General features: G+C 68.8%; 18 protein-coding genes and 1 pseudogene. 7 read left to right on the top strand and 12 right to left on the bottom strand.

Annotation, left to right across the window (positions count from 1 at the left end):
- Nucleotides 1–6 precede the first annotated feature (6 nt).
- On the bottom strand, nucleotides 7–1,098 hold the full coding sequence (locus tag E3O47_RS05580; RefSeq protein ID WP_104099890.1) for an NADH:flavin oxidoreductase/NADH oxidase: 1,092 nt from the start codon (nucleotides 1,096–1,098) through the stop codon (nucleotides 7–9).
- 74 nt (nucleotides 1,099–1,172) lie between these two features.
- Here E3O47_RS05580 and E3O47_RS05575 point away from each other — a divergent pair, with 74 nt between their 5' ends.
- From E3O47_RS05575 to E3O47_RS05565, 3 genes are all read left to right on the top strand, one after another.
- Nucleotides 1,173–2,033: an ADP/ATP-dependent (S)-NAD(P)H-hydrate dehydratase gene (locus E3O47_RS05575; protein ID WP_134343272.1), complete on the top strand. Its 861-nt coding sequence runs from the start codon at nucleotides 1,173–1,175 to the stop codon at nucleotides 2,031–2,033.
- A gap of 71 nt (nucleotides 2,034–2,104) precedes the next feature.
- Complete coding sequence (locus E3O47_RS05570) at nucleotides 2,105–3,343, top strand: glycosyltransferase 87 family protein (RefSeq protein WP_166785331.1); 1,239 nt, start codon at nucleotides 2,105–2,107, stop codon at nucleotides 3,341–3,343.
- Nucleotides 3,344–3,347: 4 nt separating this feature from the next.
- Nucleotides 3,348–3,683: a thiamine-binding protein gene (locus tag E3O47_RS05565; protein WP_104099865.1), complete on the top strand. Its 336-nt coding sequence runs from the start codon at nucleotides 3,348–3,350 to the stop codon at nucleotides 3,681–3,683.
- 450 nt (nucleotides 3,684–4,133) lie between these two features.
- On the opposite strand, the gene E3O47_RS05560 is transcribed toward E3O47_RS05565, so the two are convergent.
- The 7 genes from E3O47_RS05560 to E3O47_RS05530 form a co-directional block, all read right to left on the bottom strand.
- Nucleotides 4,134–4,820, bottom strand: a complete 687-nt coding sequence (locus E3O47_RS05560; protein ID WP_255408575.1) for a response regulator transcription factor — start codon at nucleotides 4,818–4,820, stop codon at nucleotides 4,134–4,136.
- 60 nt (nucleotides 4,821–4,880) lie between these two features.
- On the bottom strand, nucleotides 4,881–6,179 hold the full coding sequence (locus E3O47_RS05555) for a hypothetical protein (protein WP_134419782.1): 1,299 nt from the start codon (nucleotides 6,177–6,179) through the stop codon (nucleotides 4,881–4,883).
- Entirely contained in the window at nucleotides 6,176–7,345 is a 1,170-nt protein-coding gene (locus tag E3O47_RS05550; RefSeq protein ID WP_134343269.1) for an ATP-binding protein, read from the bottom strand. Before E3O47_RS05550 ends, E3O47_RS05555 begins: the two co-directional genes overlap by 4 nt.
- A 130-nt stretch (nucleotides 7,346–7,475) precedes the next feature.
- Entirely contained in the window at nucleotides 7,476–8,963 is a 1,488-nt protein-coding gene (locus tag E3O47_RS05545; protein WP_134419780.1) for a DUF4389 domain-containing protein, read from the bottom strand.
- Nucleotides 8,964–9,088: 125 nt separating this feature from the next.
- Nucleotides 9,089–10,315: a homoserine O-acetyltransferase gene (locus tag E3O47_RS05540; protein WP_134419778.1), complete on the bottom strand. Its 1,227-nt coding sequence runs from the start codon at nucleotides 10,313–10,315 to the stop codon at nucleotides 9,089–9,091.
- 328 nt (nucleotides 10,316–10,643) lie between these two features.
- Complete coding sequence (locus tag E3O47_RS05535) at nucleotides 10,644–11,975, bottom strand: bifunctional o-acetylhomoserine/o-acetylserine sulfhydrylase (protein WP_104099870.1); 1,332 nt, start codon at nucleotides 11,973–11,975, stop codon at nucleotides 10,644–10,646.
- 117 nt (nucleotides 11,976–12,092) lie between these two features.
- Nucleotides 12,093–13,289: an acyltransferase family protein gene (locus E3O47_RS05530; protein ID WP_134373602.1), complete on the bottom strand. Its 1,197-nt coding sequence runs from the start codon at nucleotides 13,287–13,289 to the stop codon at nucleotides 12,093–12,095.
- 26 nt (nucleotides 13,290–13,315) lie between these two features.
- On the opposite strand from E3O47_RS05530, the gene E3O47_RS05525 reads away from it, so the two are divergent.
- Entirely contained in the window at nucleotides 13,316–14,095 is a 780-nt protein-coding gene (locus E3O47_RS05525; protein ID WP_134419776.1) for an SDR family oxidoreductase, read from the top strand.
- Between the two features lie 93 nt (nucleotides 14,096–14,188).
- Here the strand turns inward: E3O47_RS05525 and E3O47_RS05520 are convergent.
- From E3O47_RS05520 to E3O47_RS05505, 4 genes and pseudogenes are all read right to left on the bottom strand, one after another.
- Nucleotides 14,189–14,407: pseudogene (locus E3O47_RS05520) on the bottom strand (2,3-butanediol dehydrogenase); the annotation flags it as partial.
- Nucleotides 14,408–14,545: 138 nt separating this feature from the next.
- A complete protein-coding gene (locus E3O47_RS05515; protein WP_134419774.1) occupies nucleotides 14,546–16,189 on the bottom strand; it encodes a cation acetate symporter in 1,644 nt (547 codons plus the stop codon).
- On the bottom strand, nucleotides 16,186–16,545 hold the full coding sequence (locus E3O47_RS05510) for a DUF485 domain-containing protein (protein WP_104099874.1): 360 nt from the start codon (nucleotides 16,543–16,545) through the stop codon (nucleotides 16,186–16,188). Before E3O47_RS05510 ends, E3O47_RS05515 begins: the two co-directional genes overlap by 4 nt.
- A 78-nt stretch (nucleotides 16,546–16,623) precedes the next feature.
- Nucleotides 16,624–18,558, bottom strand: coding sequence for an AMP-binding protein (locus E3O47_RS05505; RefSeq protein WP_134343264.1), 1,935 nt, complete (start codon nucleotides 18,556–18,558; stop codon nucleotides 16,624–16,626).
- Nucleotides 18,559–18,645: 87 nt separating this feature from the next.
- On the opposite strand from E3O47_RS05505, the gene E3O47_RS05500 reads away from it, so the two are divergent.
- The 3 genes from E3O47_RS05500 to prpB are packed head-to-tail and all read left to right on the top strand — an operon-like array spanning nucleotide 18,646 to nucleotide 21,860.
- The gene (locus E3O47_RS05500; protein ID WP_134415360.1) at nucleotides 18,646–19,362 is read left to right on the top strand and encodes a GntR family transcriptional regulator; all 717 of its coding nucleotides are present in this window, start codon (nucleotides 18,646–18,648) and stop codon (nucleotides 19,360–19,362) included.
- A gap of 51 nt (nucleotides 19,363–19,413) precedes the next feature.
- Nucleotides 19,414–20,949 (top strand): MmgE/PrpD family protein, encoded by a 1,536-nt coding sequence (locus E3O47_RS05495; RefSeq protein ID WP_134373600.1) that lies wholly within the window; start codon nucleotides 19,414–19,416, stop codon nucleotides 20,947–20,949.
- Nucleotides 20,949–21,860 (top strand): methylisocitrate lyase, encoded by a 912-nt coding sequence (gene prpB / locus E3O47_RS05490; protein WP_134415362.1) that lies wholly within the window; start codon nucleotides 20,949–20,951, stop codon nucleotides 21,858–21,860. The genes E3O47_RS05495 and prpB overlap by 1 nt, the downstream gene beginning before the upstream one ends.
- Nucleotides 21,861–21,884 lie beyond the last annotated feature (24 nt).

The following is a 21,884-nucleotide window of genomic DNA, read 5'->3' as shown; positions in this document are numbered from 1 at the left end:
CCGTTCTCAGGCGGCCGGCCACCGGGCGCGCAGGTACTGCGGCGGCCAGTAGTCCACGCCGGCGCCGAGCTCGTGGGCGGCCCGCAGCGGGAAGTGCGGGTCGCGCAGGAGTTCGCGGCCCAGAAGGACCGCGTCGGCCCGGCCGGATGCCACGATCTGCTCGGCCTGGTGCGCGGTGGTGATCAGCCCCACGGCGCTGACCCGCACGTCCGCCGCCGTTTTCACGTGCTCGGCGAGCGGCACCTGGTAGCCGGGACCCAGCGGGATGCGCACCCCGGTCACGTTGCCGCCGGAGGAGATGTCGAAGAAGTCGGCGCCGGCGGCCGCGGCCCAGCCGGCGACCTCGGCCGTCTCGTCTTCGGTCCAGCCGCCCGGGGTGTAATCGGTGGCGGAGAACCGCACGAACAGGGCGCGCTCCTCGCCGATGGCCGCGCGCACGGCGGCCACGACCTGAAGCAGCAGGCGGGCCCGGTTCGGCAGCCCGCCGCCGAACCCGTCGGTGCGCCGGTTGCTCAGCGGGGACAGGAACTGGTGCAGCAGGTAGCCGTGCGCCGCGTGCAGCTCCACGACGTCGAACCCGGCCTCCACCGCCCGGAGCGCGGCGGACGCGAACCCGTCAACGATTCCCTGGATGCCCGCGGCATCCAGGGCCACGGGCGGTGCGTAGCCGGGGAACGGCACGGCCGAGGCCGACACGGTCGGCCAGCCGCCGTCATCCGTCGCCATAGTGCCGTGCCGGTCTCCGCCCCAGGCCGGCCAGACGGAAGCCTTGCGCCCCGCGTGGGAAAGCTGGATGCCGGCCTTCGCGCCCTGCGCATGAAGGAAGGCCACGATCGGTGCCCAGGCGGCGGTCTGTTCCGCGTTCCAGAGGCCGGTGTCGGCGTGGGAGATGCGGCCCTCCGGGCTGATCGCGGTTGCCTCGACCAGGATCAGGCCGGCGCCGCCCGCGGCCAGCGCGCCCAGGTGAACGAGGTGCCAGTCCCGCGGGACGCCGTCTTTCTCCCGCACCGCGTATTGGCACATCGGCGCCGCCCAGATGCGGTTGCGCAGGGTGACGTCGCGCACGGTGAACGGTTCGAACAGGGCGGCAACAGCCACGGATTTCCCCCAAGGGTCGAGTGGGCGGGCGAAGCGGCCGGCCCGACGCACTCAAAACAACCTATCGTGAGTGCATGAGCGAACCACGGGGATGGCTGGAATGGGACGACGCACGGGCGCGCGAGCGGATCGCGGTTCCCCGGGCGGACGACGACAAGTACCGCCGCGGCGTGCTGGGCGTGCGCACGGGCTCCGACGAGTACCCCGGGGCCGCGGTGCTCGGAGTCGAGGCGGCCCTCCGCACCGGGGTCGGGATGGTGCGCTACCTCGGCCCGAGACGGGCGTGCGACCTGGTGCTGCAGCGACGCCCGGAGGCCGTCACCGCCCCCGGGCAGGTGCAGGCCTGGCTGCTCGGCTCAGGCCAGGACGCCGCCGCGCGCGACCGGGTGACCGAGGCCGCGCTGCTCGGCGCCCTGGCCGAGGGGCTGCCCACGGTGTGCGATGCCGGGGCCCTCGACCTGGTCGGCCGGGCGACCGGGCCCGTCGTGATCACCCCGCACTACCGCGAACTCGCCCGGCTGCTTACCCGCCTGCTCTCCCCGCAGGGCGAGTCGGTGGCCGGCTCCGAGGTGGCCGCTGCGCCGGGAGAGTGGGCCGTGCGCGCCGCGTCCGGCCTCGGCGTCACGGTGCTGCTCAAGGGAAGCGTCACCTGGATCGCGGCGCCCGACGGCACCCGGCTGACGGTGTCGAAGGCGCCCTCCTGGCTGGCGACGGCCGGATCCGGGGACGTGCTCGGCGGCATCCTCGGCGCCCTCCTGGCCACGCATTCACGGGCGATCCAGACGGATGCCGCCGCGCCGGCCCATCTCGCGGCGACGGCCGCCCTGGTGCACGCCCGGGCAGCGGCCCGGGCGTCCAACGGAGGTCCGATCACCGCGCTCGACATCGCCGGCGCGGTGCCGGCCACGATCGCGGACCTGCTCGGCTCGCGTTGACCGCCGCGCTGGGCCCCGCGCTGACTGTCCCGGTGCGGCGGCGGAGCCGTGGGGGTGTGCGAAGGTGGAGCGTGCCCCAATCCGTCGCAGAACACCTGGCCGCCGGAGCCGGCGTGCCGACATCGCGAACGCTGCTCTGGGCCGGCTTCGCACTGGTGCACGGCGTGCTCTGGTGGCTCTGTTTCGCGTCCCCCGGCTGGCCGCTGGGCGATGTGGAGGTCGTCTACCTCGGCTGGGCGACCGACGCGGCATCCGGTGCCGACGTCGTGGGCATCACCACCGGCTTCGTCTACCCGCTGCTGGCCCTCCTGCCCATCCTGGCGCCGCTCGCGTTCGGCCCCGACCTCTACGCCGCCGGCTGGCTCGGGCTCGTGACCCTGCTGAACGCCGGGACCTTCGCGCTGCTGCTCGGGCGGGGCCGTAACCGGCGTGCCCTGGCCGCGGCGGCCTGGTGGCTGGGTTTCCTGCTGCTGCTCGGGCCCGTCGCCCTCGCCCGGATCGATGCGGTCACCGTGCCGTTGGCGATCGCCGCGCTGCTGTTCGTCGGCGCCCGGCCGGTCTGGGGCACCGTGCTGCTGACTCTGGTCACCTGGGTGAAGATCTGGCCGGTGGCCCTGGTGATCGCGCTATTCGTCGTCTCGAAGGAACGCTGGCGGGTGCTCGTCGCCGCGGCCGGCACGAGCCTGGGCATCGTGCTGGTGGCGCTCGGGCTCGGCAGCGGGCCGAACGTGCTCAGCTTCGTCGGCGAGCAGACGAACCGCGGCATCCAGATCGAGTCCCCGGTCGCCGGCCTCTGGATGTGGCCGGCCGCGCTGGGTCTGCCGGGCAGTTACCTCTACTACGACCGGCAGATCCTCACCTTCCAGATCATCGGCACCGGCACGAACGTCGCCATCGTGGCGATGACCCCCCTGCTCGCCCTCTGCGGGCTGGCCGTGGTGCTCCTGGCCTGCCAGCGGATGCGTGCAGGCGCCGAACCGGCCGGCCTGTTCCCGCCGCTGGCGCTGGCCCTGGTGCTGACCCTGATCGTCGTCAACAAGGTCGGCTCGCCGCAGTTCACGACCTGGCTGGCCGCGCCCATCATTTTCGGGCTGCTGGTGCGGGGGCGTGCCTGGCGGCTCCCGGCCGTGCTCGGGCTTGTCATCGCGGCCCTGACCCAACTCGTCTACCCGCACTTCTACGACCTCTTGCTCGTGGCAGACCCGGCTCTGGTGCTGGTGCTGACCGTGCGCAACGTGCTGGAGGTCGTGCTGCTCGGCTGGGCCGTGTGGCAGATCCTGTTCCCACCCACCCCCTATCAGAAGGAGTAACCCCATGCTGGTTGCATTTTCCGTCGCCCCGTCCGGCTCCCACGATGACGAAGGGTCGGTGCACGACGCGGTCGCCGCGGCCGTGCGCATCGTGCGCGCATCCGGGCTGCCCAACCACACCGATTCGATGTTCACCACCATCGAGGGCGACTGGGACGAGGTCTTCGCGGTGGTCAAGGCCGCCACTGAAGCCGTCGGAGCCTGGGGGCCGCGGGTGTCCCTGGTGCTCAAGGCCGACATCCGGGGCCGCCGCACCGGGGAGCTGACCGGGAAGGTCGAGCGCCTCGAGGCGGCGCTGGCCGAGGCCGCAGCATCGACGGCCGCCACACCGGCCGCGTAGCCAGGTGAATCCCATCTGGTTGCGTCGCTCTCCGGGAGTCAGAGCCGACCATACCGCGGGGCGCTGTTTGACCCCGGCGGAACGCCGTACCGGGCGTCTAATCAATTCAATGGAGATTCTGGGTCAAACCCTCGCTTTTGAGCCCAAACGCACTGTTTAGAGCAATATCTCCGTCGAATTCGTTCGGGCCACCGGCCCCGTACTCTGGAGGCAGACCTGCTCACGGCCTCGCCATCGCGGGCAACTTCGGCTACGTCGCCCCGGTCTGGATCGGTCTGGGCCAAAGCTTCTTCGCCCTGTTGCTCACCGTGGGGACGTTCCTCCTGGACCGCACCCGGCGCGGGAACGGTGTGGAGCTCCCGGACGGCACCCAGGCGATCCGCGTGGCCGGCGTGGTCGGCGCGAGGCAGCCGGGCCGTTCGGCAGCCGGGCCGTTCGGCAGCGCCGAAGTCAGTCGCCCTGGAGCAGGATGCCGTCGTGGATGGCGCGCTTGCGCAGGGCGACCTTGGTTCCCACGTCGAAGCCCGCGAGGCGGTACTTCTCCCGGATGCGCTTGAGGTAACTCTTGGCGGTCTCCTCGGAGATGCCGAGCTGGTGCGCGACGGCCTTGACCGGCTCGCCCGCGCCGTAGAGGGCCATCACCCGGCGCTCCTGCGCGCTGAGGCGGGGAGAACCGCCGTTCGCGCCGTTGTTGAGGGCCTCGTCCAGTTCGGCCGAGATGAAGGAGTCGCCGTCATAGGCGGAGCGGATCGCCTCGACGATCATCGTTGCCTCTTCGCTCTTCACCAGGTAGCCGAGCGCACCGGCAGCCAGCGCCTCGCGCACGAGCCCGGCCTCGGAATAGGTGCTCATCAACACCGTCTTCACGCCGGCCGTCTTGAGCGTCGAGATCTTCAGTGAGACCGGGATGTTGTCTTTGAGGTCGAGGTCGAGGAGCACGACGTCGACGGGAAATTCGGGGTGGGTGAGCAGCTCGGGCCAGGTGGTGACGGCGGCGACCATGTTGATGTCGTCCGCGGCCCCCCGGATCCACTCGGTGAGGGCCCCCAACAGCATGCGGTGGTCGTCGACGAGGGCCAACCGGATGGGGTTGTCCTTGCTCGGCGCCTCAGTGCTCAACGTGGTCGTGTTCGTCACTTCTGTCTCCTTGTGCTTCTGGCCCCGAATGAGAAGCTCAACAGCGTAGTTCCACGGACCCTAAGCATCCGCGGGATTGTCGATACTGCATTCGATTTCCAGATGCAGACTTCCGTCCCGGCTGGAATCGACGTGAGGGCCGACTATTCGGATAGCTTGCCACGTCTCGGGGTCCACTCGACGTCGTGGCACACCCGTCGTGGTCAATTCGATCGGAAATCGTAACTTCTGGCGAGCGGAGACGCCGTGCGTGGGTCGGATCGGACCGAGAGAGAGCGAAACGGATGCCTCGTCGCGGGTTGTGTCGCTGATCAGCAGCCAGATCGTGCGCAGAAGAGCATCGCGCTGGTCGGGGTTGAGCATGCCGGCCAGCCCCGCCGGGTCGTGCAGGCCGACGGACGGTCCCAGGAACTCGGACTCGGTGATCGCGTGGTGCAGCCAGGTCTCCCGGCGGCCCCGGATCAGGTGCAGCCGCAGTTGCGTGGCGAGGTCTGCCGCCGTCGTCGACTTCTCGGAACTCAGCGGCAGCGCCGTGCGACCCTTCGCGACGTCGTCGAGCAGAGTCTCCGCGTCGAGGTCGATTCGGGCGAGTTCCTCGGAGGCGAACATCCCCACCGCGAACTGCGGCTGGGAGATGGTGCTCTGCACCAGCACCAGGTCGAGCTCACGCTGGGCCATCCGGCGGAATCCCCGCACCGTGGCGACGCCGAGCAGCGGAGGCAGGATGGCGAGGCTGATCGCAAGGAGGTCGGGGGCGAAGGTGAGCGGATCGGCGCGCTCCTCGGTGAGCGCCCCGAGGAAGAGAAGCAGGCCGAGCGCCATCGCGGCCGAGACGAGGTCGTGCCCGCGGCGTACGGTGGCCAGGGAGATGAGCAGGGTGCCGACGGCGGCGGCGGCGGTCGGGTAGACGCCGGAGTCGGTTTCGCCCCACGACCCGATCAGGTCGAGCGCCACCACGGCGGCGCCGGCGGCGATGGCCGCGGCGAACAGCCAGTCCGGCATCCGAGCCGAATGGCGCTGCACCGTGATCAGTGCCAGGACCGTGGTCGCCATCAGGAGACCCCACGCGATGAGGCTGGGCGTCGGGTCGGGATATTCGGACCACTGCACGGCGAACTGCCCGAACAGGAACAGGGTGATGAAGCCGCCGCTGAACGTCAGGCCGATGCCGAGGTGGCGGCCACCCAGGCCGCTCTGGTTGGCGCGCGTGGTCTGCTCGGTGCGTTCGGGGCGTCGGAAACTGCGCCGGTAAGCCCGGCGTTCCTGGCGGTCCTGATTGCTCGGCTGGTCGGACCCGCCCGCCGCCGCAGCGCGGCGCGCGTCACGGCGGCGGGCGTCGACGATGCCGGGGACGGTCACTTGGGCACCTCGAGCACGACCGTGGTGCCGGAGCCGGGGGAGGAGAAGAGGCGGGCGTTGCCGCCCACGTCGCGCAGGCGGGCCACGACCGATTCGGCGAAACCGAGGCGTTCGGCGCTAACGCCGCTGAGGTCGAAGCCGACCCCTGCGTCGGTGACCATGGCGCGCACGGTTGTGTCGTCATCAGTGATCGTCACGTCGGCGCGGGCGACGCCGGCGTGACGTCGCACGTTCTCGAGGCACTCGCCGAGGGCGAGGAGGAAGGAGTCGAGCACGTCGCTGGGCAGAAGAACCTGTCCGCTGCCGTGCCAGTCCACATCGAGTCCCATCCGCCCGAACCGCTGCTTGACCGATTCGAGGGTGCTTCCGAGCATTGACTCGGTGGCAGGCTCGAGCGTGTAGACCCCGGAGCGGCGCGGGGTGGGGAGGCCGCCGAGCCGTAGCTGCCGCAGCAACCGGGCGTCGTCGCCGGCCTGTTGGCGCAGTGCGGCCGGGCTGACGCCGACGCCGGAGTGCGCGAGGAGGGTGAGGGTGGCTAGCACGGTGTCGTGCAGCAGCCGGGCATCCTGCCGGCGTTGGGCTTCGAGCTCGCTGGCATGGCGCTCGGCGAGGTGGGCGCGGCCGATGAAGGCGATGCGCGCCATGACGCGCGGCACGCTCTGGGCCAGCCACCAGGCCACCAGGGCGATGGCAAGCCAGACGCTGAAGGTGAGCAGGAGAGGCACGGTGGCGTCGGACGAGGCGCGGGTGGCGGCGAGCACGCTGGCAACGGTCGCACCGAATGCCAGGGACAGCACCAGCAGGCGGGCGGCGCTGACAACGAGCACGAGGGCGACGCAGCTCAGGGCTCCGGCGGCGATGCCGCCGATGATGGCCTGCTCGACGAGGTTCAGGCCGGTGGCACGCTGGCCCGACCAGCCCACGAGCAGGATCACGGCGATGCCGGAGACCAGGATCAAGGCGACCCAGCGCATCCGGCCGGACCGGCCGAGCAGGTACTGGCCGGCCACCAGCAGCAGCAGCAGTGGCAGGCTCCGGGCCAGGGTGCTCACGGTCAAGCCGCCCGGGACAAGCATCGCGAGGAGCGCGGCGGCCGAGCCGGCCAATCCGCACAGGCGAGCCGCTCTGCGGAGCAGACGGTCACGTTCCTTGTAGATTCGTTGCATAGCGGCGCTCTCACCCCATTTGCCCTCTATACAGAACCCTACCGGCCCGGTGTCCGTTCCCCCGCGCGCTCCGTGGCATCCGTCGGCGTCCGCGCGACCGACGGCGTTACCGACGGGCGTGACCGGCGACTCAGGGCGTGCTCGACGCCGCTCCGCCGGCAGGTGCGGCGGGTGTGATCGGTGCTCGTGTGACCGCGGCCTCCGGGGTGTCGGCGCCGCCCTGGTCGAGGCGGAACGGCGGGTACTCGTCGCGGAACAGGGCGGTGTAGACGGCTACCCGGAAGATCCAGCGGTCGATGCCGAGGATCAGATCGAACAGGCTGCGCCGGTACCGGCCGGTGAAGAGGAGGATGACCGCGGCGATCAGCACCAGGACCCCGATCAGGGACGGGACGGTGTTCGAGACCGAGTCGCCCTCGTCGTTCCGCCAGATCGTCGCACTTCCGGTCAAGGCCGCCACGATCAGCAGGTGCGGAATCGCCAATAGCCACCATTTGACCAGAACGAGCCCGTGCGAGAGGCGCTCCGGGTAATCGACCTGCAGATCGGCGGGATAGTCGGCCGACGACGCCAGGCTGAAGGGGGGGTACCGGTCGGTGCCGAGCGCCGAGTAGGCGTAGAAGGACACCCGCCAGCTCCAGCGCAGCACCCCGACGTTGAACTGGAAGAGGGCCGTCGGGTATCGACCGGTGAACAGGATGGCGAACCCGGCGACGATGGTGGTGACGACAAACCCGAACCAGAGGAACAGCAGCACCACCACGTGCGGGAAGATCAGGATCCACTTCACCAACCACAACCAGCGGGACAGCCCCTCGTCGAGGGTTCCGGTCAACCGGGCGGGAAACGTCCGCCCACCGGGATGGGCAGGGACCGCGGTCGCCCCGGGTGGGCCTGCTCCGACGAAAGTTGCTGCTCCGAGCGGTGTGTCGGGCGTGGCGCCGGGCCTGGTTGCGGGCAGTGTGCCGCGGCCCAGGCCGATTGCCCCGAACACGGTCAGCACCAGGCCGATGAGAAGGATGAACAGGCCGACCAGAAGCAGCCCCACCGCCAGCGGGGCGAGGAACCCGAGGCGAATGCCGGCCTGCAGGGCGACTGAGACGCCGGAACTGGCATCCTCGTTCATGACGACGACCGCCCAGCTGCCGCTCGTCAGATCCCAGTCGATCTCCTGAGTGCCGGGACCCTCGGCGGAGGACACCCAGAAGTCCTGGGCGCCGGGGGCTTCGGGAGCGCGGCTGCCCGGAATGTCGCGGTACACCGCACGGAAGGGATTGATGTTCAGGTCACGCAGCTCGGTGCTATTCACTCCGGCCAGGTAGCGGTCGACGTCGGCCTGAGACGCGACGCCGATGAAGACGTCCGCTGTGGAGGTGGAGAGCGCGCGGAGTCGGAGAGTGCCGATGTCCGCCGGGACGTCCTTGAGCTCGATCGAGCCGATCCGGGGCGAGGTGAGCGCGAACGACTGTATTGAGAACGAGCGGGCGGGGCTGGTGATGTAGCCGTCCTCGCCCTGCGCGTTGACCACGGCGGTCATCGCCCCGGCCAGGGCCAGCGAGAAGCCGAGCAGGGAGAGGATCGCGCCAAAGATCAACATGATAACGGAACCGGGTTTCATGGCGCGTGTCCTCTCATCGGGTACGTCTCGAGTCAGGGTACGTCTCATTCACGGGCACGACTCGGTTCACGAGGGTGTCGCGTTCCGTGGCCTGCCGGTCGACGTCGTCTTGATCCGGGACCGTGTCAAGCTCGATGCGAGGGAGCGGGACGGCTCAGAACGCGCAGAAGTTGCGCGCCGACGGCCTCGTTCTCGATCAAAAAACCGTCGTGGCCGAAGCCGGAGTGGAGCGTGACGGCATCCGTGTCGTCGATGTTGCCCTGCAGATGGGCGGCGATGACCTGTTGGCCCTCGAGGGGGAAGAGGCGGTCACTGTCGATGCCGACGACGACGCTGAGCGCATCGATGCGGGAGAGGGCGGATGCGACACCGCCGCGGCCGCGGCCGATGTCGTGCGAGTTCATGGCCTCGACCAGCACGATGTAGCTGTTCGCGTCGAACCGCCGGGTGAACTTGTTGCCGTGGAAATCGAGGTAGGACTCGACGGCGAACCGGCCGCCCGCGCCGAGCGGACTGATCTCGCTTTGCCAGCCGCGCTCGAAGCGCAGGTTGAGCTCCTCGGAGCTGCGGTAGTTCAGCAGCGCCATCCGCCGGGCCAGGGCGAGGCCGCGGGTCGGGCCGTCGCCGTCCGCGGCGTCGTAGTAGTCGCCGGAGCGGAAGAGCGGGTCGCTGCGGATGGCTTCGATCTGCACCGAATTCAGCGCGATCTGGTCGGCGGTCGTCACCGGCGGTGCCGCGAGGATTGCCAGGCGGGCGACCCGGGACGGATGCTCGATGGCCCACTCGAGCGCGTGCATCCCGCCCATCGAGCCGCCGACGACGGCGGCCCAACGGTCGATGCCGAGATGGTCTGAGAAGGCGACCTGCGCGGCGACCTGATCGCGAATGGTGAGGTAGGGAAAGCGGGTGCCCCATTCGGAGCCGTCCGGGGCGAGGGAGGCCGGACCGGTGCTGCCCTGGCAGCCACCGATCATGTTCGGGGCAACCACGAACCAGCGGTCGGTGTCGATGGCCAGGCCGGGGCCGACGATCCTGCTCCACCAGCCCGCGGTCGGGTGGCCGTGGCCGGCCGGGCCGACCAGGTGGCTGTCGCCGGTGAGGGCGTGCAGCACGAGCACGGCGTTGTCGCCGCTCGGGGACAGTTCGCCCCACGTCTCGTAGGCGATCCGCACGGCGCCGAGGCTGCTGCCCCCCTCAAAGTGCAGCGCACCGACGTCGAGGAAACGACGGTTCCCCACGGGGTCGCCGTCGCGCCACGCACCCGTCGCCGGGGGTTTGCCGAGCAGCGACCGCGCCTGGGCTTCGGTCACGAAGCTCGACGGGACGGTGTCTGCCGAATATTGCCAGTCCATAGGCTCCCTATTCTGCCGGGTGAACAGCCCTTCCGGCTTATTGTCACCGCACCGTCTGGTGAGCGCACCGCGCGCCCGGCCGCCGCCGCGGAGTACCCGGCCGGCACTCGGGCCGCACCCGGTTTTCACTCGGGTTGCACTGGGTTTCCACTCGGTTCGCACTCGGCGGAGCCGAATCAGCTCGCCACCCGAACGAATTCGACGGAGATTTTGCCGATTTTGGCCTGAAACGGGCCGAAACCGGGTGTAGAGGGCAAAATCTCCGTCGAATTGGTTACCCACCCGCCTGGGGGGATACCCATCCGGATTGGCAGCGGCTGGGGGCGTGTCAGGCGTTGGCGCGGGATGCCTGCACAACCGCGCGGGCGGCCGCCAGGCCGGTCTCGAGGTCGGCCTTCAGATCGGCGATGTTCTCGATGCCGACGGAGAGGCGTACCAGGCCCGGCGTCACACCGGCCGTGAGCTGCTGCTCCGGGGTGAGCTGCGCGTGCGTGGTCGAGGCCGGGTGGATGACGAGCGACCGCACGTCGCCGATGTTGGCCAGGTGGCTGAACAGGGAAAGGTTGTCGACGAGGGCGCGACCGGCATCCACTCCGCCCTTCAACTCGAAGGACAGCACGGCGCCGACACCGCGGGGCGCGTAGGTGTTGGCGGCGGCGTACCAGGGGCTCGACGGCAGGCCGGCGTAGTTGACCGAGGCGATGTCGGGGTGGTTCTCGAGCCATTCCGCGATGTCCTGGGCGTTCTGCACGTGGCGTTCGATGCGCAGGCTGAGAGTCTCGATGCCCTGGATGAGCTGCCAGGCGCTCGCCGGGGCGATCGCGGATCCGAGGTCGCGCAGCAGCTGCACGCGCGCCTTGATGATGTAGGCGATGCCGTCGCCGACCGCGCCCGTGTAACTGACGCCGTGGTAGGACGGGTCCGGCTCGGTGAGGCCGGGGAACTTCTCCACGTTCTTGGACCATTCGAACGTGCCGCCGTCGACGATGACGCCGCCGATGACGGCACCGTGGCCACCGAGGAACTTGGTCGCCGAGTGGACGACGATGTCCGCGCCGTGCTCGAACGGGCGGATCAGGTAGGGGGTGGCGATGGTGCTGTCGACGATGAGCGGCACCCCGCCGGCGTGCGCCACATCGGCCACGAGACGGATGTCGAGCACATTGATTTTGGGGTTGCCGATGGTCTCGGCGAAGAAGAGCTTGGTGTTGGGGCGCAGCGCCCGGCGCCACTCCTCGGGGTCGTCCTGGTTCTCGACGAAGGTCGTCTCGATGCCCAGCTTGGCCAGCGTGTACTTGAACAGGTTGTAGGTTCCGCCGTAGATTGAACTCGACGAGACGATGTGGTCGCCGGCCTGGGCGATGTTCAGCACCGCGAACGTGGAGGCGGCCTGGCCCGAGGCCAGGAGCAGGGCTGCGGTGCCCCCTTCGAGGGCGGCGACGCGCTCTTCGACGACGGCCTGGGTCGGGTTCATGATACGGGTGTAGATGTTGCCGAATTCGGCCAGTGCGAACAGGTTCTGCGCGTGCTGGGCGCTGTCGAACACGTAGGACGTGGTCTGGTAGATCGGGGTGGCCCTGGCATTGGTGGTCGGGTCGGGCTGGGCACCGGAGTGCACCTGCTTGGTTTCAAACTTCCAGTCTGCAGCGTTGTCGCTCATGAGGTGATCTCCCGGGTGATCCTCGACGAGCGTGGACCTTCCAGCGCTCTGCCAGCGATTCTAGGCAGGGGGTTGTCGAGCTGGCAACGGACACCGCAACACAGCGTCACGAAGCGGTCAGCGCGGCGTGTCGCGCGGTGTGCCGACGGCAGGGTCTGCGGGCGGTGCGTCTGCGGGAGGCTCTGCGGGAGGCTCGGCGGCGAGCGTGCCGGCAGGCGCGTCGAGGTGCGGAAGCACGATAGTGCCGGTGTCGGTGCGCGCCTTCTTGCGGAACAGCCAGCGGGCGCGCGGCTCGATCAGCGGGTGGAACACCCTGCGCACGATCCGCTGCGAGAGGGCGATGGAGATCAGCACGCTGAACCCGATCATCGCGGGCAGCACCCAGCCCGGCTGGGGTCCGCCGAGCACCCCGCTCTCGCGCAGGAGGAACAGCACGAAACTGTGCAGCAGGTAGATGTACATCGTGGCCGCGCCGTAGGGCGTGAACCAGAGCCGTCGCCGGGGCATGAGCACCAGGAATGCCACGATGAGGGCGAACGCGAGCAGCAGCAGACCCAGACGGATGACGCCGGCCCAGAGCTGGTCGTAGCCGAACGCCGGGTAGGCCTCGTCGTAGAGCAGGAACTGGCGCACCTGCGCCTCACGAAGGGCGTCGATGTTCGCCACGATCACGCCCAGCAGTGCCGTGAACAGGGTGAACGCGCCGATCCGCCAGCGCCATACCGCGGTGGCGTGCAGCCCCAGCCAGCGGTCGGTGAGCTTCCACTGGCGTAGCTGCCAGCCGAAGACGAAGAACGGCAGCAGCCCGAGCGTGCGCGACAGCGCGAAGGTGCTGTCGATCGACGCGAAGTACCCGGCGCCGACGGAGATGATCACACTGATCAGCAGCGGATGGCGCAGCAGCACGAGGAAGGGCAGGGCGAGGCGCCAGGCCAGGAGCGCGATCAGGAACCACAGGGTCCAGGAGGGGGACGAGTAGTCCAGGCGGAATTCGCCGCCGAGTAGCCAGTGCACGACTGTCCAGATCGTCTCGAAGATCACGTAGGGGAGCACGATGTCGGTGACCAGACGATGCAGCTGGCGGGTGCCGAGCGGGCCCGACCGGGCGAAGTACCCGCTGACGGCGACGAACAGCGGAACGTGGAAGGCGTAGACGAACAGATAGAACTCGTAGGCGACATCCGACTCGGCGATGAGTTTCAGGATGGCGTGCCCGAGCACAACCAGGGCGATCGCGATCCAGCGCGCATTGTCCCAGAGCGGCACGCGTCGTTTCTGCACGTGCGGTATTCCGGCGGCGCGTGGGCTCATCATGCTGCTTCTCCGACCAGAATGGAACCATGGGTACAAAAAGAGTCGTTGTGACCGGTGCGAGTTCGGGGATCGGTGCCGCCACCGTGCGCCTGTTCCGCCAGCGGGGCTGGGATGTGGTGGGGGTGGCTCGCCGCACCGACCGCCTCGCGACGCTGCAGGCGGAGACCGGGGCGCAGGTCTTCACGGCCGACCTCACCCGGCAGGCCGACGTGGACGCGCTGCGCGACTATCTCGCGGCGTCCGGGCCGGTGCACGCGCTGGTCAACAACGCGGGCGGCGCAGTGGGGCTGGACACCGTCGAGGAATCGAAGATCGAGGACTGGGCCTGGATGTTCGAGATCAACGTGCTCGCGGTCAAGCGGGTCACGAGCGCCGTGCTGCCCTTGCTGCGGGCCGGGATCCGGGCGGAGGGCGGCGCCGCCGACATCGTCACGGTCACGTCCATTGCGGGTCATGTCGCCTACCTCGGAGGTGGAGGGTATAACGCGGCGAAGTTCGCCGCGCACGCCCTGATGGAAGTCTTGCGCCTGGAATTGAATGGCGAGCCGATCCGGGTGATCGAGGTTGCCCCCGGGATGGTGCAGACCGAGGAATTCGGGCTGGTGCGCTTCAACGGTGATGCGGAGAAGGCTGCCGCGGCCTACGCCGGGGTGCCGAATCCGCTCACCGCCGAAGATATTGCCGAGACGATCGTGTCGAGCGTCGAACGCCCGGCCCACGTCAATCTGGACCTGATCGTGATCAAGCCGGTTGCGCAGGCGGCCCCCACGCGAGTCGCGCGGGGGCCGCTGGCACCCAAAGACTGACGCACTCAAGCGTTCTGCCTAGGGGTGGACCAGGATCTTCACAGCAGTGTCGTTGTGGTTGATCAGGGTGTCGAAGCCCTCGCTGGTGAGGTCGAACTCGTGGCCCATGGTGACCGGGAGGGATTCATGCGAAAGCGGATGCGGGTGGCCGGGCGCCGAGATGAAGATCGGGCCGTCGAGATACTCGTGAAGGTCGGTGCCGCTGATGGCGCACCAGGCGACTGCGATCTTCACTGTGCCGCTGCGGGTCTCCGGCTCTTCGATGCCTTCAATGTGGACGTTTTTCTGGCCGTGGAAACGTGCAGCTTTCATTGAGAATCTTCTCCAGTCATGCGTCAAAGGCTCGGCGTAGGCGGATGGTCTGGCCCTCCGGCCCGCGAAACGACACTACTCCCCCCGGCTGGGGTGCAGCCGAGGGGAGTAGTGGTCATGCGGGTCGTACGGTTTCGATCAGTGCTCGGAGGCCTTCTCGGCGCCGAAGCCGGTCATGGACCGCACGGACATTTCCGCGGCCAGCAGCGGGTCTTCCTTGCGAGTGCTGGTGACCGAGCCGAGCCAGCCCAGGAAGAACCCGATTGGGATGGAGATGATGCCGGGGTTGCTCAGAGGGAACCAGGCGAAGTCGACGTCTGCACCGAACATCGACGTCTCCGTGCCGGAGAAGACCGGCGAGAAGATGATCAGACCGACGGTGACCGCAAGGCCGCCGTACATGCTCCACACGGCGCCGCGGGTGGTGAAGCCGCGCCAGAAGAGCGAGTACAGGATGGTCGGCAGGTTGGCGCTCGCCGCGACGGCGAAGGCCAGGGCCACCAGGAAGGCGATGTTCTGCCCCTGCACGCCGATGCCGCCGGCGATCGAGAGGATGCCGATGATGACGACGGTACGACGTGCGACCTTGACCTCGGCGTCGGGGTCACCCTTGCCCTTCTTGATCACGCTCATGTAGATGTCGTGAGCGAAGGAGGTCGCGGCGGTGATCGTGATCCCGGCCACCACGGCCAGGATCGTGGCGAACGCAATGGCCGAGATGAAGCCGAGCAGCAGCGGTCCGCCGAGCGCGAGGGAGAGCAGCGGCGCGGCCGAGTTCACTCCGCCGGGAGCGGCGAGGATGACATCTGCTCCGACGAGCGCGGCGGCACCGAAGCCGAGCACCAGCGTGAACAGATAGAACGCACCGATCAGCCAGATCGCCCAGACGACCGAGCGACGGGCTTCCTTGGCGCTGGGCACCGTGTAGAAGCGCATCAACACGTGCGGCAGGCCCGCGGTGCCGAGCACCAGGGCGATGGCGAGCGAGACGAAGTCGAGCGGGTTCTCGCCGTATTTCAGGCCGGGCACCAGGATGGCGTCGGCCGGCACACTCGTCGAGGCGGCGATGGCCGAGTCGAGAAGCGCCGAGAAGTTGAAGCCGTTGATGGCCAGCACCCAGACGGTCATCGCGAATGCGCCGATGATGAGCAGGAACGCCTTGATGATCTGCACCCAGGTGGTGCCCTTCATACCACCGATGAGCACGTACATGATCATCAGGCCGCCGACCACGGTGACCACGACGGACTGTCCGACCTTGTCGTTGATGCCGAGGAGCAGCGACACGAGGCCGCCGGCTCCGGCCATCTGGGCGAGGAGGTAGAAGAAGCAGACGGCAAGGGTGGTCGTCGCCGCGGCCACGCGCACGGGACCCTGACGCAGGCGGAAGGAGAGCACATCCGCCATGGTGTACTTGCCGGTGTTGCGCATGAGCTCGGCCACCAGCAGCAGGGCGACGAGCCAGGCCACGAGGAAGCCGATCGAGTACAGGAAGCCGTCGTAACCGCTGACCGCGATCGCCCCGACGATGCCGAGGAACGACGCCGCGGAGAGGTAGTCGCCGGCGATGGCGAACCCGTTCTGCGGGCCGGTGAAGGACCGGCCGCCGGTGTAGTAGTCGGCCGCGGTCTTGTTGTTGCGCCCGGCGCGAATGACGACGATCAGGGTGACCGCCACGAAAGCGAGGAAGATCGAGATGTTCAGCACGGGGTTGTTTTCCGCGGGTTCGACGGCTTGGGCCAGGCGGCCCGGCAGGAACTGCAGAATGCTGGTTGCGATCATTTCTTGTCCATCTCCTCAAGCTCGGCACGCAGCTCGGCCCCGAGGGGGTCGAGACGGCGGTTCGAGTACGACACGTACCACATGGTGATGGCGAAGGTGGTGACGAACTGGCCGAGGCCGAGCACCAGTCCGAGGTTGAACTTGCCGAAGACCGGGATTGCCATCACGTCGGGCAGGTAGGCCGCGACGAGCACGAAGGCGAAGTACCAGATGAAGAAGAAGGCGGCCAGCGGCAGCACGAACCCGCGGCGCTGCTTCTTCAGCTGGATGAACTTCGGCGTCTTCTCATACGCGATGTAGTCGATGGTGGACGGTTTTACTCCGTCCGGGAGTTTGTCTTTCAGTGATTCCGCCATGCGGGCTCCTTTGCTCCGGTGAAGGGATGTGACTGTGTGGGATGGTGCTGGGGTGATCTGTGGGGGTCGACTGGTGCTTCAGGCGTTCGGGCCGACTCCATGCACGGCCTGCTTGAGGGCGTCGAGAACCGTGGGATCCTCGATCGTCGGCGGTACGGTGTAGGCCTCGCCATCGACGATCTGCCGGATGGTCTTGCGGAGGATCTTCCCCGACCGGGTCTTCGGCAGCCTGTCCAGAATGGTCACGTCTCGGAACGCGGCCACCGGCCCGACATGCTCCCGCACCAGCGCGATGAGCTCTGCGCCGAGAGTGTCGTGGTCGATCGTGGCCCCGGACTTGAGCGTGACGAAGCCGGCCGCGCGCTGCCCCTTGAGAGGGTCGCGCACGCCGAGCACCGCGCACTCGGCGACCGCGGGGTGCAGGGTGAGCACCTCCTCGAGCGAGCCGGTGGACAGTCGGTGCCCGGCAACGTTGATCACGTCGTCGGTGCGGCCCATCACATAGAGGTAGCCGTCCTCGTCGAAGTGGCCGGAATCTCCGGTGGCGTAGAAGCCGGGGAAAGCCGACAGGTAGGAGCTTTCGAAGCGGTCTTCGCTGCCCCAGATCCCGAGCAGGGCGCCGGGCGGCAGCGGGAGGCGGATGGCGATGTTGCCGTCCTTGCCGGCCTTCGTGACCGGCTTGCCCTGGGAATCGAGGATGGCGATGTCGTAGCCGGGCACCGGGAACGTGGCCGAGCCCGGTTTCGTCGGGATGTCGGCGATGCCCCGCGGGTTCGCGCAGATCGCCCAGCCGGTCTCGGTCTGCCACCAGTGATCGACCACCGGGCAGTGCAGCCCGTCATTGGCCCAGTGGTATGTCTCCGGGTCGAGGCGTTCGCCGGCCAGGAACAGCCCGTGCAGGCTCTGGATGTCGTGCCCCGCCAGTTCGACCAGGTCAGGGTCGACGCGGCGGATGGCACGGATGGCCGTGGGCGCCGTGAACAGGACTGACACCTGGTAGTCCTCCACCACGCGCCAGAACGCCCCGGCATCCGGGGTGCCGACCGGTTTGCCCTCGTAGATGACCGTGGTGGCGCCGACCAGCAGCGGGGCATAGACGATGTAGGAGTGGCCGACCACCCAGCCGACGTCAGAGGCCGCCCAGAAGACGTCGCCGGGCTTGACGTTGTAGATGTTGGCCATCGACCAGGCCAGCGCCACGGCGTGGCCGCCGTTGTCGCGGACGATCCCCTTCGGATTGCCGGTCGTTCCGGAGGTGTACAGGATGTAGAGCGGGTCGTCGGAGCGAAGGCTGATCGGCGCGGCCGGAGAGGCCTCGTTCTCCTCGTGGGCCCAGTCCAGCCAGGCCACGTCGCTGGTGCCGGCGTAGTCGGCGGCGCAGCCGGGGACCATCTCCCGGTCGCGCACGATGACGGTGTGCACCGAGCCCTTGCTGCGAGCGAGGGCGCGTTCGACCAGAGGCAGGTATTCGACCGCCCGGCCCGGTTCGAGGCCGCCGGAGGCGGTCACGATCACGGTCGGTCGCGCATCGTCGATCCGCACGGCGAGCTCGCTGGCTGCGAAGCCGCCGAAGACGACGGAGTGGATGGCGCCGATGCGGGCACACGCCAGCATGGCGACGATGGCTTCCGGGATCATCGGCAGGTAGACGATCACCCGGTCGCCCTGGCCGACGCCGCTGGCGCGGAGCACCCCGGCGAAGCGCTCGACGCGTCCCAGAAGTTCACGGTAGCTCAGGCGCACCCGGGTGCCGGACATCGCCGAGTCGTAGATGACGGCCGTCTGTTCGCCGCGGCCGGCAAGCACGTGGCGGTCGAGCGCGTTGTAGCTGGTGTTGAGTTCGCCGTCCGGGAACCAGCGCCAGGCGCCGGGGAAGCGTTCCTCCAGCGCCACCGTCGGCGGAACGGTCCAGTCGATTGCCCGGGCTGCCTGCAGCCAGAACGCCGAACGCGTGCCGTCATCGATGCTTCTCTGCCACAGGTCGTGATACCCCGCCGAAGCTTTCCCTGACATTCGAACCTCTCCGTTGAAGTTCCTATGTATACATAGAATTCGTGAAGTCTGGCACATAACCCGCAATAAGGGAATAACATGTGATTTGTGTATACAGAAACCCCAACGACGGGGACCACGGCTCCGGTTCGCGCAAGTGAACGCGCCTACCGGCAGCTGCGCGGCGAGATTCTCGACGGCCTCCTGGCGCCCGGCACGGGGCTGCTCGAGGTGGAGCAAGCCGCCCGGATCGGGGTGTCGCGCACCCCTCTGCGCGCGGCGATCGCCCGGCTGATCGCCGACGGTCTGGTGGCCGGCCGCACCGGCCGTGGGTTCATGGTCACCGAGATGAGCGTGGACAGAATCGGGGAACTCTACGAGGTGCGACGGGCGTTGGAGGAACACGCCGCCCGGATCGCCGCCGAGCGCCGCGACCCGGCGGTCTTCGAGGATCTCCGCACGCAGTTCCTTGCGGCCCCGGAGCTGCTCCGGCACGGCAAGGCGGGACTACGGCGCTACTACGAGCTGATCGACGAGTTCGACCTGGCCCTCGACGTGGCCGTGGCGAACCCCTTCCTCGTGGGTGCGCTCGCCGGGGTGCGCACGCACCTCGCCCGCATCCGTCGCCTGGCCCGGGACAACCCGGACCGGCTCCGAAGCGCCGCCGCCGAGCACCTGCTCATCGTGGACGCCGTTCTGGCGGGCGATTCGTCGCTGGCCGCCCACGCCACGCACGTGCACCTCCACCAGAGCCTCACCAGCGTTCTCGCGACCCTCCGGGGATCGTCGGCCGTTCCGGCCGACCCATCGCCTCCACCGCGCTGACCGCACTATTCGAACCAATCGAACCAATCGAACCAATCGAAGGGATCCACCGTGCAGCTCCACCACGTTCGTGTTCACCGCAGCGACGAGAACCTTGCCCGAACCGACCAGCTGGCCTGGAAGATCGCCGAGGTCGCTTCCGACCCGGTCGGAGTGAGCGACGAGGTGACCGAGATGATCGTCAACCGGGTGATCGACAACGCCGCCGTCGCCGCGGCGTCGCTGACCCGGCGCCCGGTGGTGTCGGCCCGCTCGCAGGCGCTGGCGCACCCGCGTTCGTTCAACGGCGTCGGGGCGACCGTGTTCGGTGAGCAGCGCTCCCGCCGGGTGTCACCTGAGTGGGCGGCCTGGGCCAACGGGGTCGCTGTGCGTGAGCTCGACTACCACGACACGTTCCTCGCCGCCGAGTACTCACACCCCGGCGACAACATCCCGCCGGTCGTCGCGGTCGCCCAGCACCTCGCCACCGCCCGCGGATTGACCGGTCGCGACCTCGTGCGCGGCATCGCCACGGGCTACGAGATCCAGATCGACCTGGTCAAGGGCATCAGCCTGCACGCGCACAAGATCGACCACGTGGCCCACCTCGGCCCGTCGGCGGCCGCCGGCATCGGCACCCTGCTCGGGCTCGACCCCGAGACCATCTTCCAGGCGGTGGGGCAGGCGCTGCACACCACGACGGCCACCCGGCAGTCCAGGAAGGGCGAGATCTCCAGCTGGAAGGCACACGCCCCGGCCTTCGCCGGCAAGATGGCGGTGGAGGCGGTCGACCGCGCGATGCGCGGCGAAACCAGCCCCACCCCGATCTACGAGGGTGAAGACGGCGTGATCGCCTGGCTGCTCGACGGGCCGGATGCCGCCTACGAGGTGTCGCTGCCGTCGAATGGTGAAGCCAAGCGCGCCATCCTGGACAGCTACACGAAGGAACACTCGGCGGAGTATCAGGCGCAGGCGTGGATCGACCTGGCCCGGAAGCTGCACCGGGAGCACCCGGCCCTGTCCGATCCGGCCAACGTCGTATCCGTCGTCATCCACACCAGCCACCACACCCACTACGTGATCGGCTCGGGCGCGAACGACCCGCAGAAGTACGACCCCACGGCCAGCCGGGAGACCCTCGACCACTCCATCCCGTACATCTTCACGGTCGCCCTGCAAGACGGCAGCTGGCACCACGTGGATTCCTACCGGCCCGAACGCGCCGGCCGGGCCGACACGATCGCCCTCTGGAACAAGGTGACCACCACGGAAGACAGCGAGTGGACCCGCCGGTACCATTCGCTCGACCCGGCCGAGAAGGCCTTCGGCGGTCGAGTCGAGATCGAGCTCACCGACGGCAGCCGGGTCGTTGACGAGATCGCCGTCGCCGACGCCCATCCGCTCGGCGCGAAGCCGTTCGGGCGGGCCGAATACGTGCACAAGTTCCGCACCCTCGCGGCCGACGTGGTCGAGGAGGGCGAGATCGTGCGCTTCCTCGCCGCGGCCGAACGCCTGCCGCGGCTTGGCGCCGGGGAGCTCGGCCAGCTCACCATCGTGGCCCGTAACGGGTTGCTCGCCTCACTTCCCACCCCGAACGGAATCTTCTGATGTTGTACTCGAAAGTCAGCCCGGCCGCCAAGCGGGCCGCGTTCCGCGAGGACCTGGCGAGCGGCCGGCTGCTGCGCTTCCCCGGTGCGTTCAACCCGCTCTCGGCCCGACTGATCGCGGCCAAGGGCTTCGAAGGGGTGTACATCTCCGGCGCGGTGCTCTCGGCCGACCTGGGTCTGCCCGACATCGGCCTGACCACTCTCACCGAGGTGGCCGGACGGAGCCAGCAGATCGCCCGGATGAGCGACCTGCCCACGATCGTGGACGCCGACACCGGCTTCGGCGAGCCGATGAACGTGGCACGCACGATCCAGACGCTCGAGGATGCCGGCCTGGCCGGCATGCACATCGAGGACCAGGTCAATCCGAAACGCTGCGGTCACCTCGACGGCAAGCAGGTCGTCGACGACGACACGGCGGCCAAGCGCATCCGGGCGGCCGTCGACGCCCGGCGCGACCCGAACTTCCTGATCATGGCGCGCACGGACATCCGTGCCGTCGACGGCCTGGCTGCCGCGGTCGACCGGGCGAAGAAGCTCGTCGACGCCGGGGCCGACGCGATCTTTCCGGAGGCGATGGCATCCCTGGCCGAGTTCGCGGCCATCCGCGCCACCGTGGACGTGCCGGTGCTGGCGAACATGACCGAGTTCGGCAAGGGCGAGCTCTACACGACCCAGCAGCTGGCGGATGTCGGCATGAACATCGTCATCTTCCCGGTGTCCCTGCTGCGCCTCGCGATGGGGGCGGCCGAACGCGGCCTCGACACCATCGAGGCGCAGGGCTCACTGACCGGCTTGCTGCCGGAGATGCAGCACCGGGCGAGGCTCTACGAGCTGCTCGACTACGAGTCGTACAGCCACTTCGATTCCGGCGTCTTCAACTTCACCCTCAACCCGGATGTTGCCTCGTAGCAGCCCGGCCCCGCACGCAGATCC

It is taken from the genome of Cryobacterium sp. TMT2-17-1 (genome assembly GCF_004402765.1).
GTDB classification, from domain to species: Bacteria; Actinomycetota; Actinomycetes; order Actinomycetales; family Microbacteriaceae; genus Cryobacterium; species Cryobacterium sandaracinum.
The sequence above is the reverse complement of the archived record's forward strand: the minus strand, read 5'-3'. Positions and strand labels throughout refer to the sequence as shown.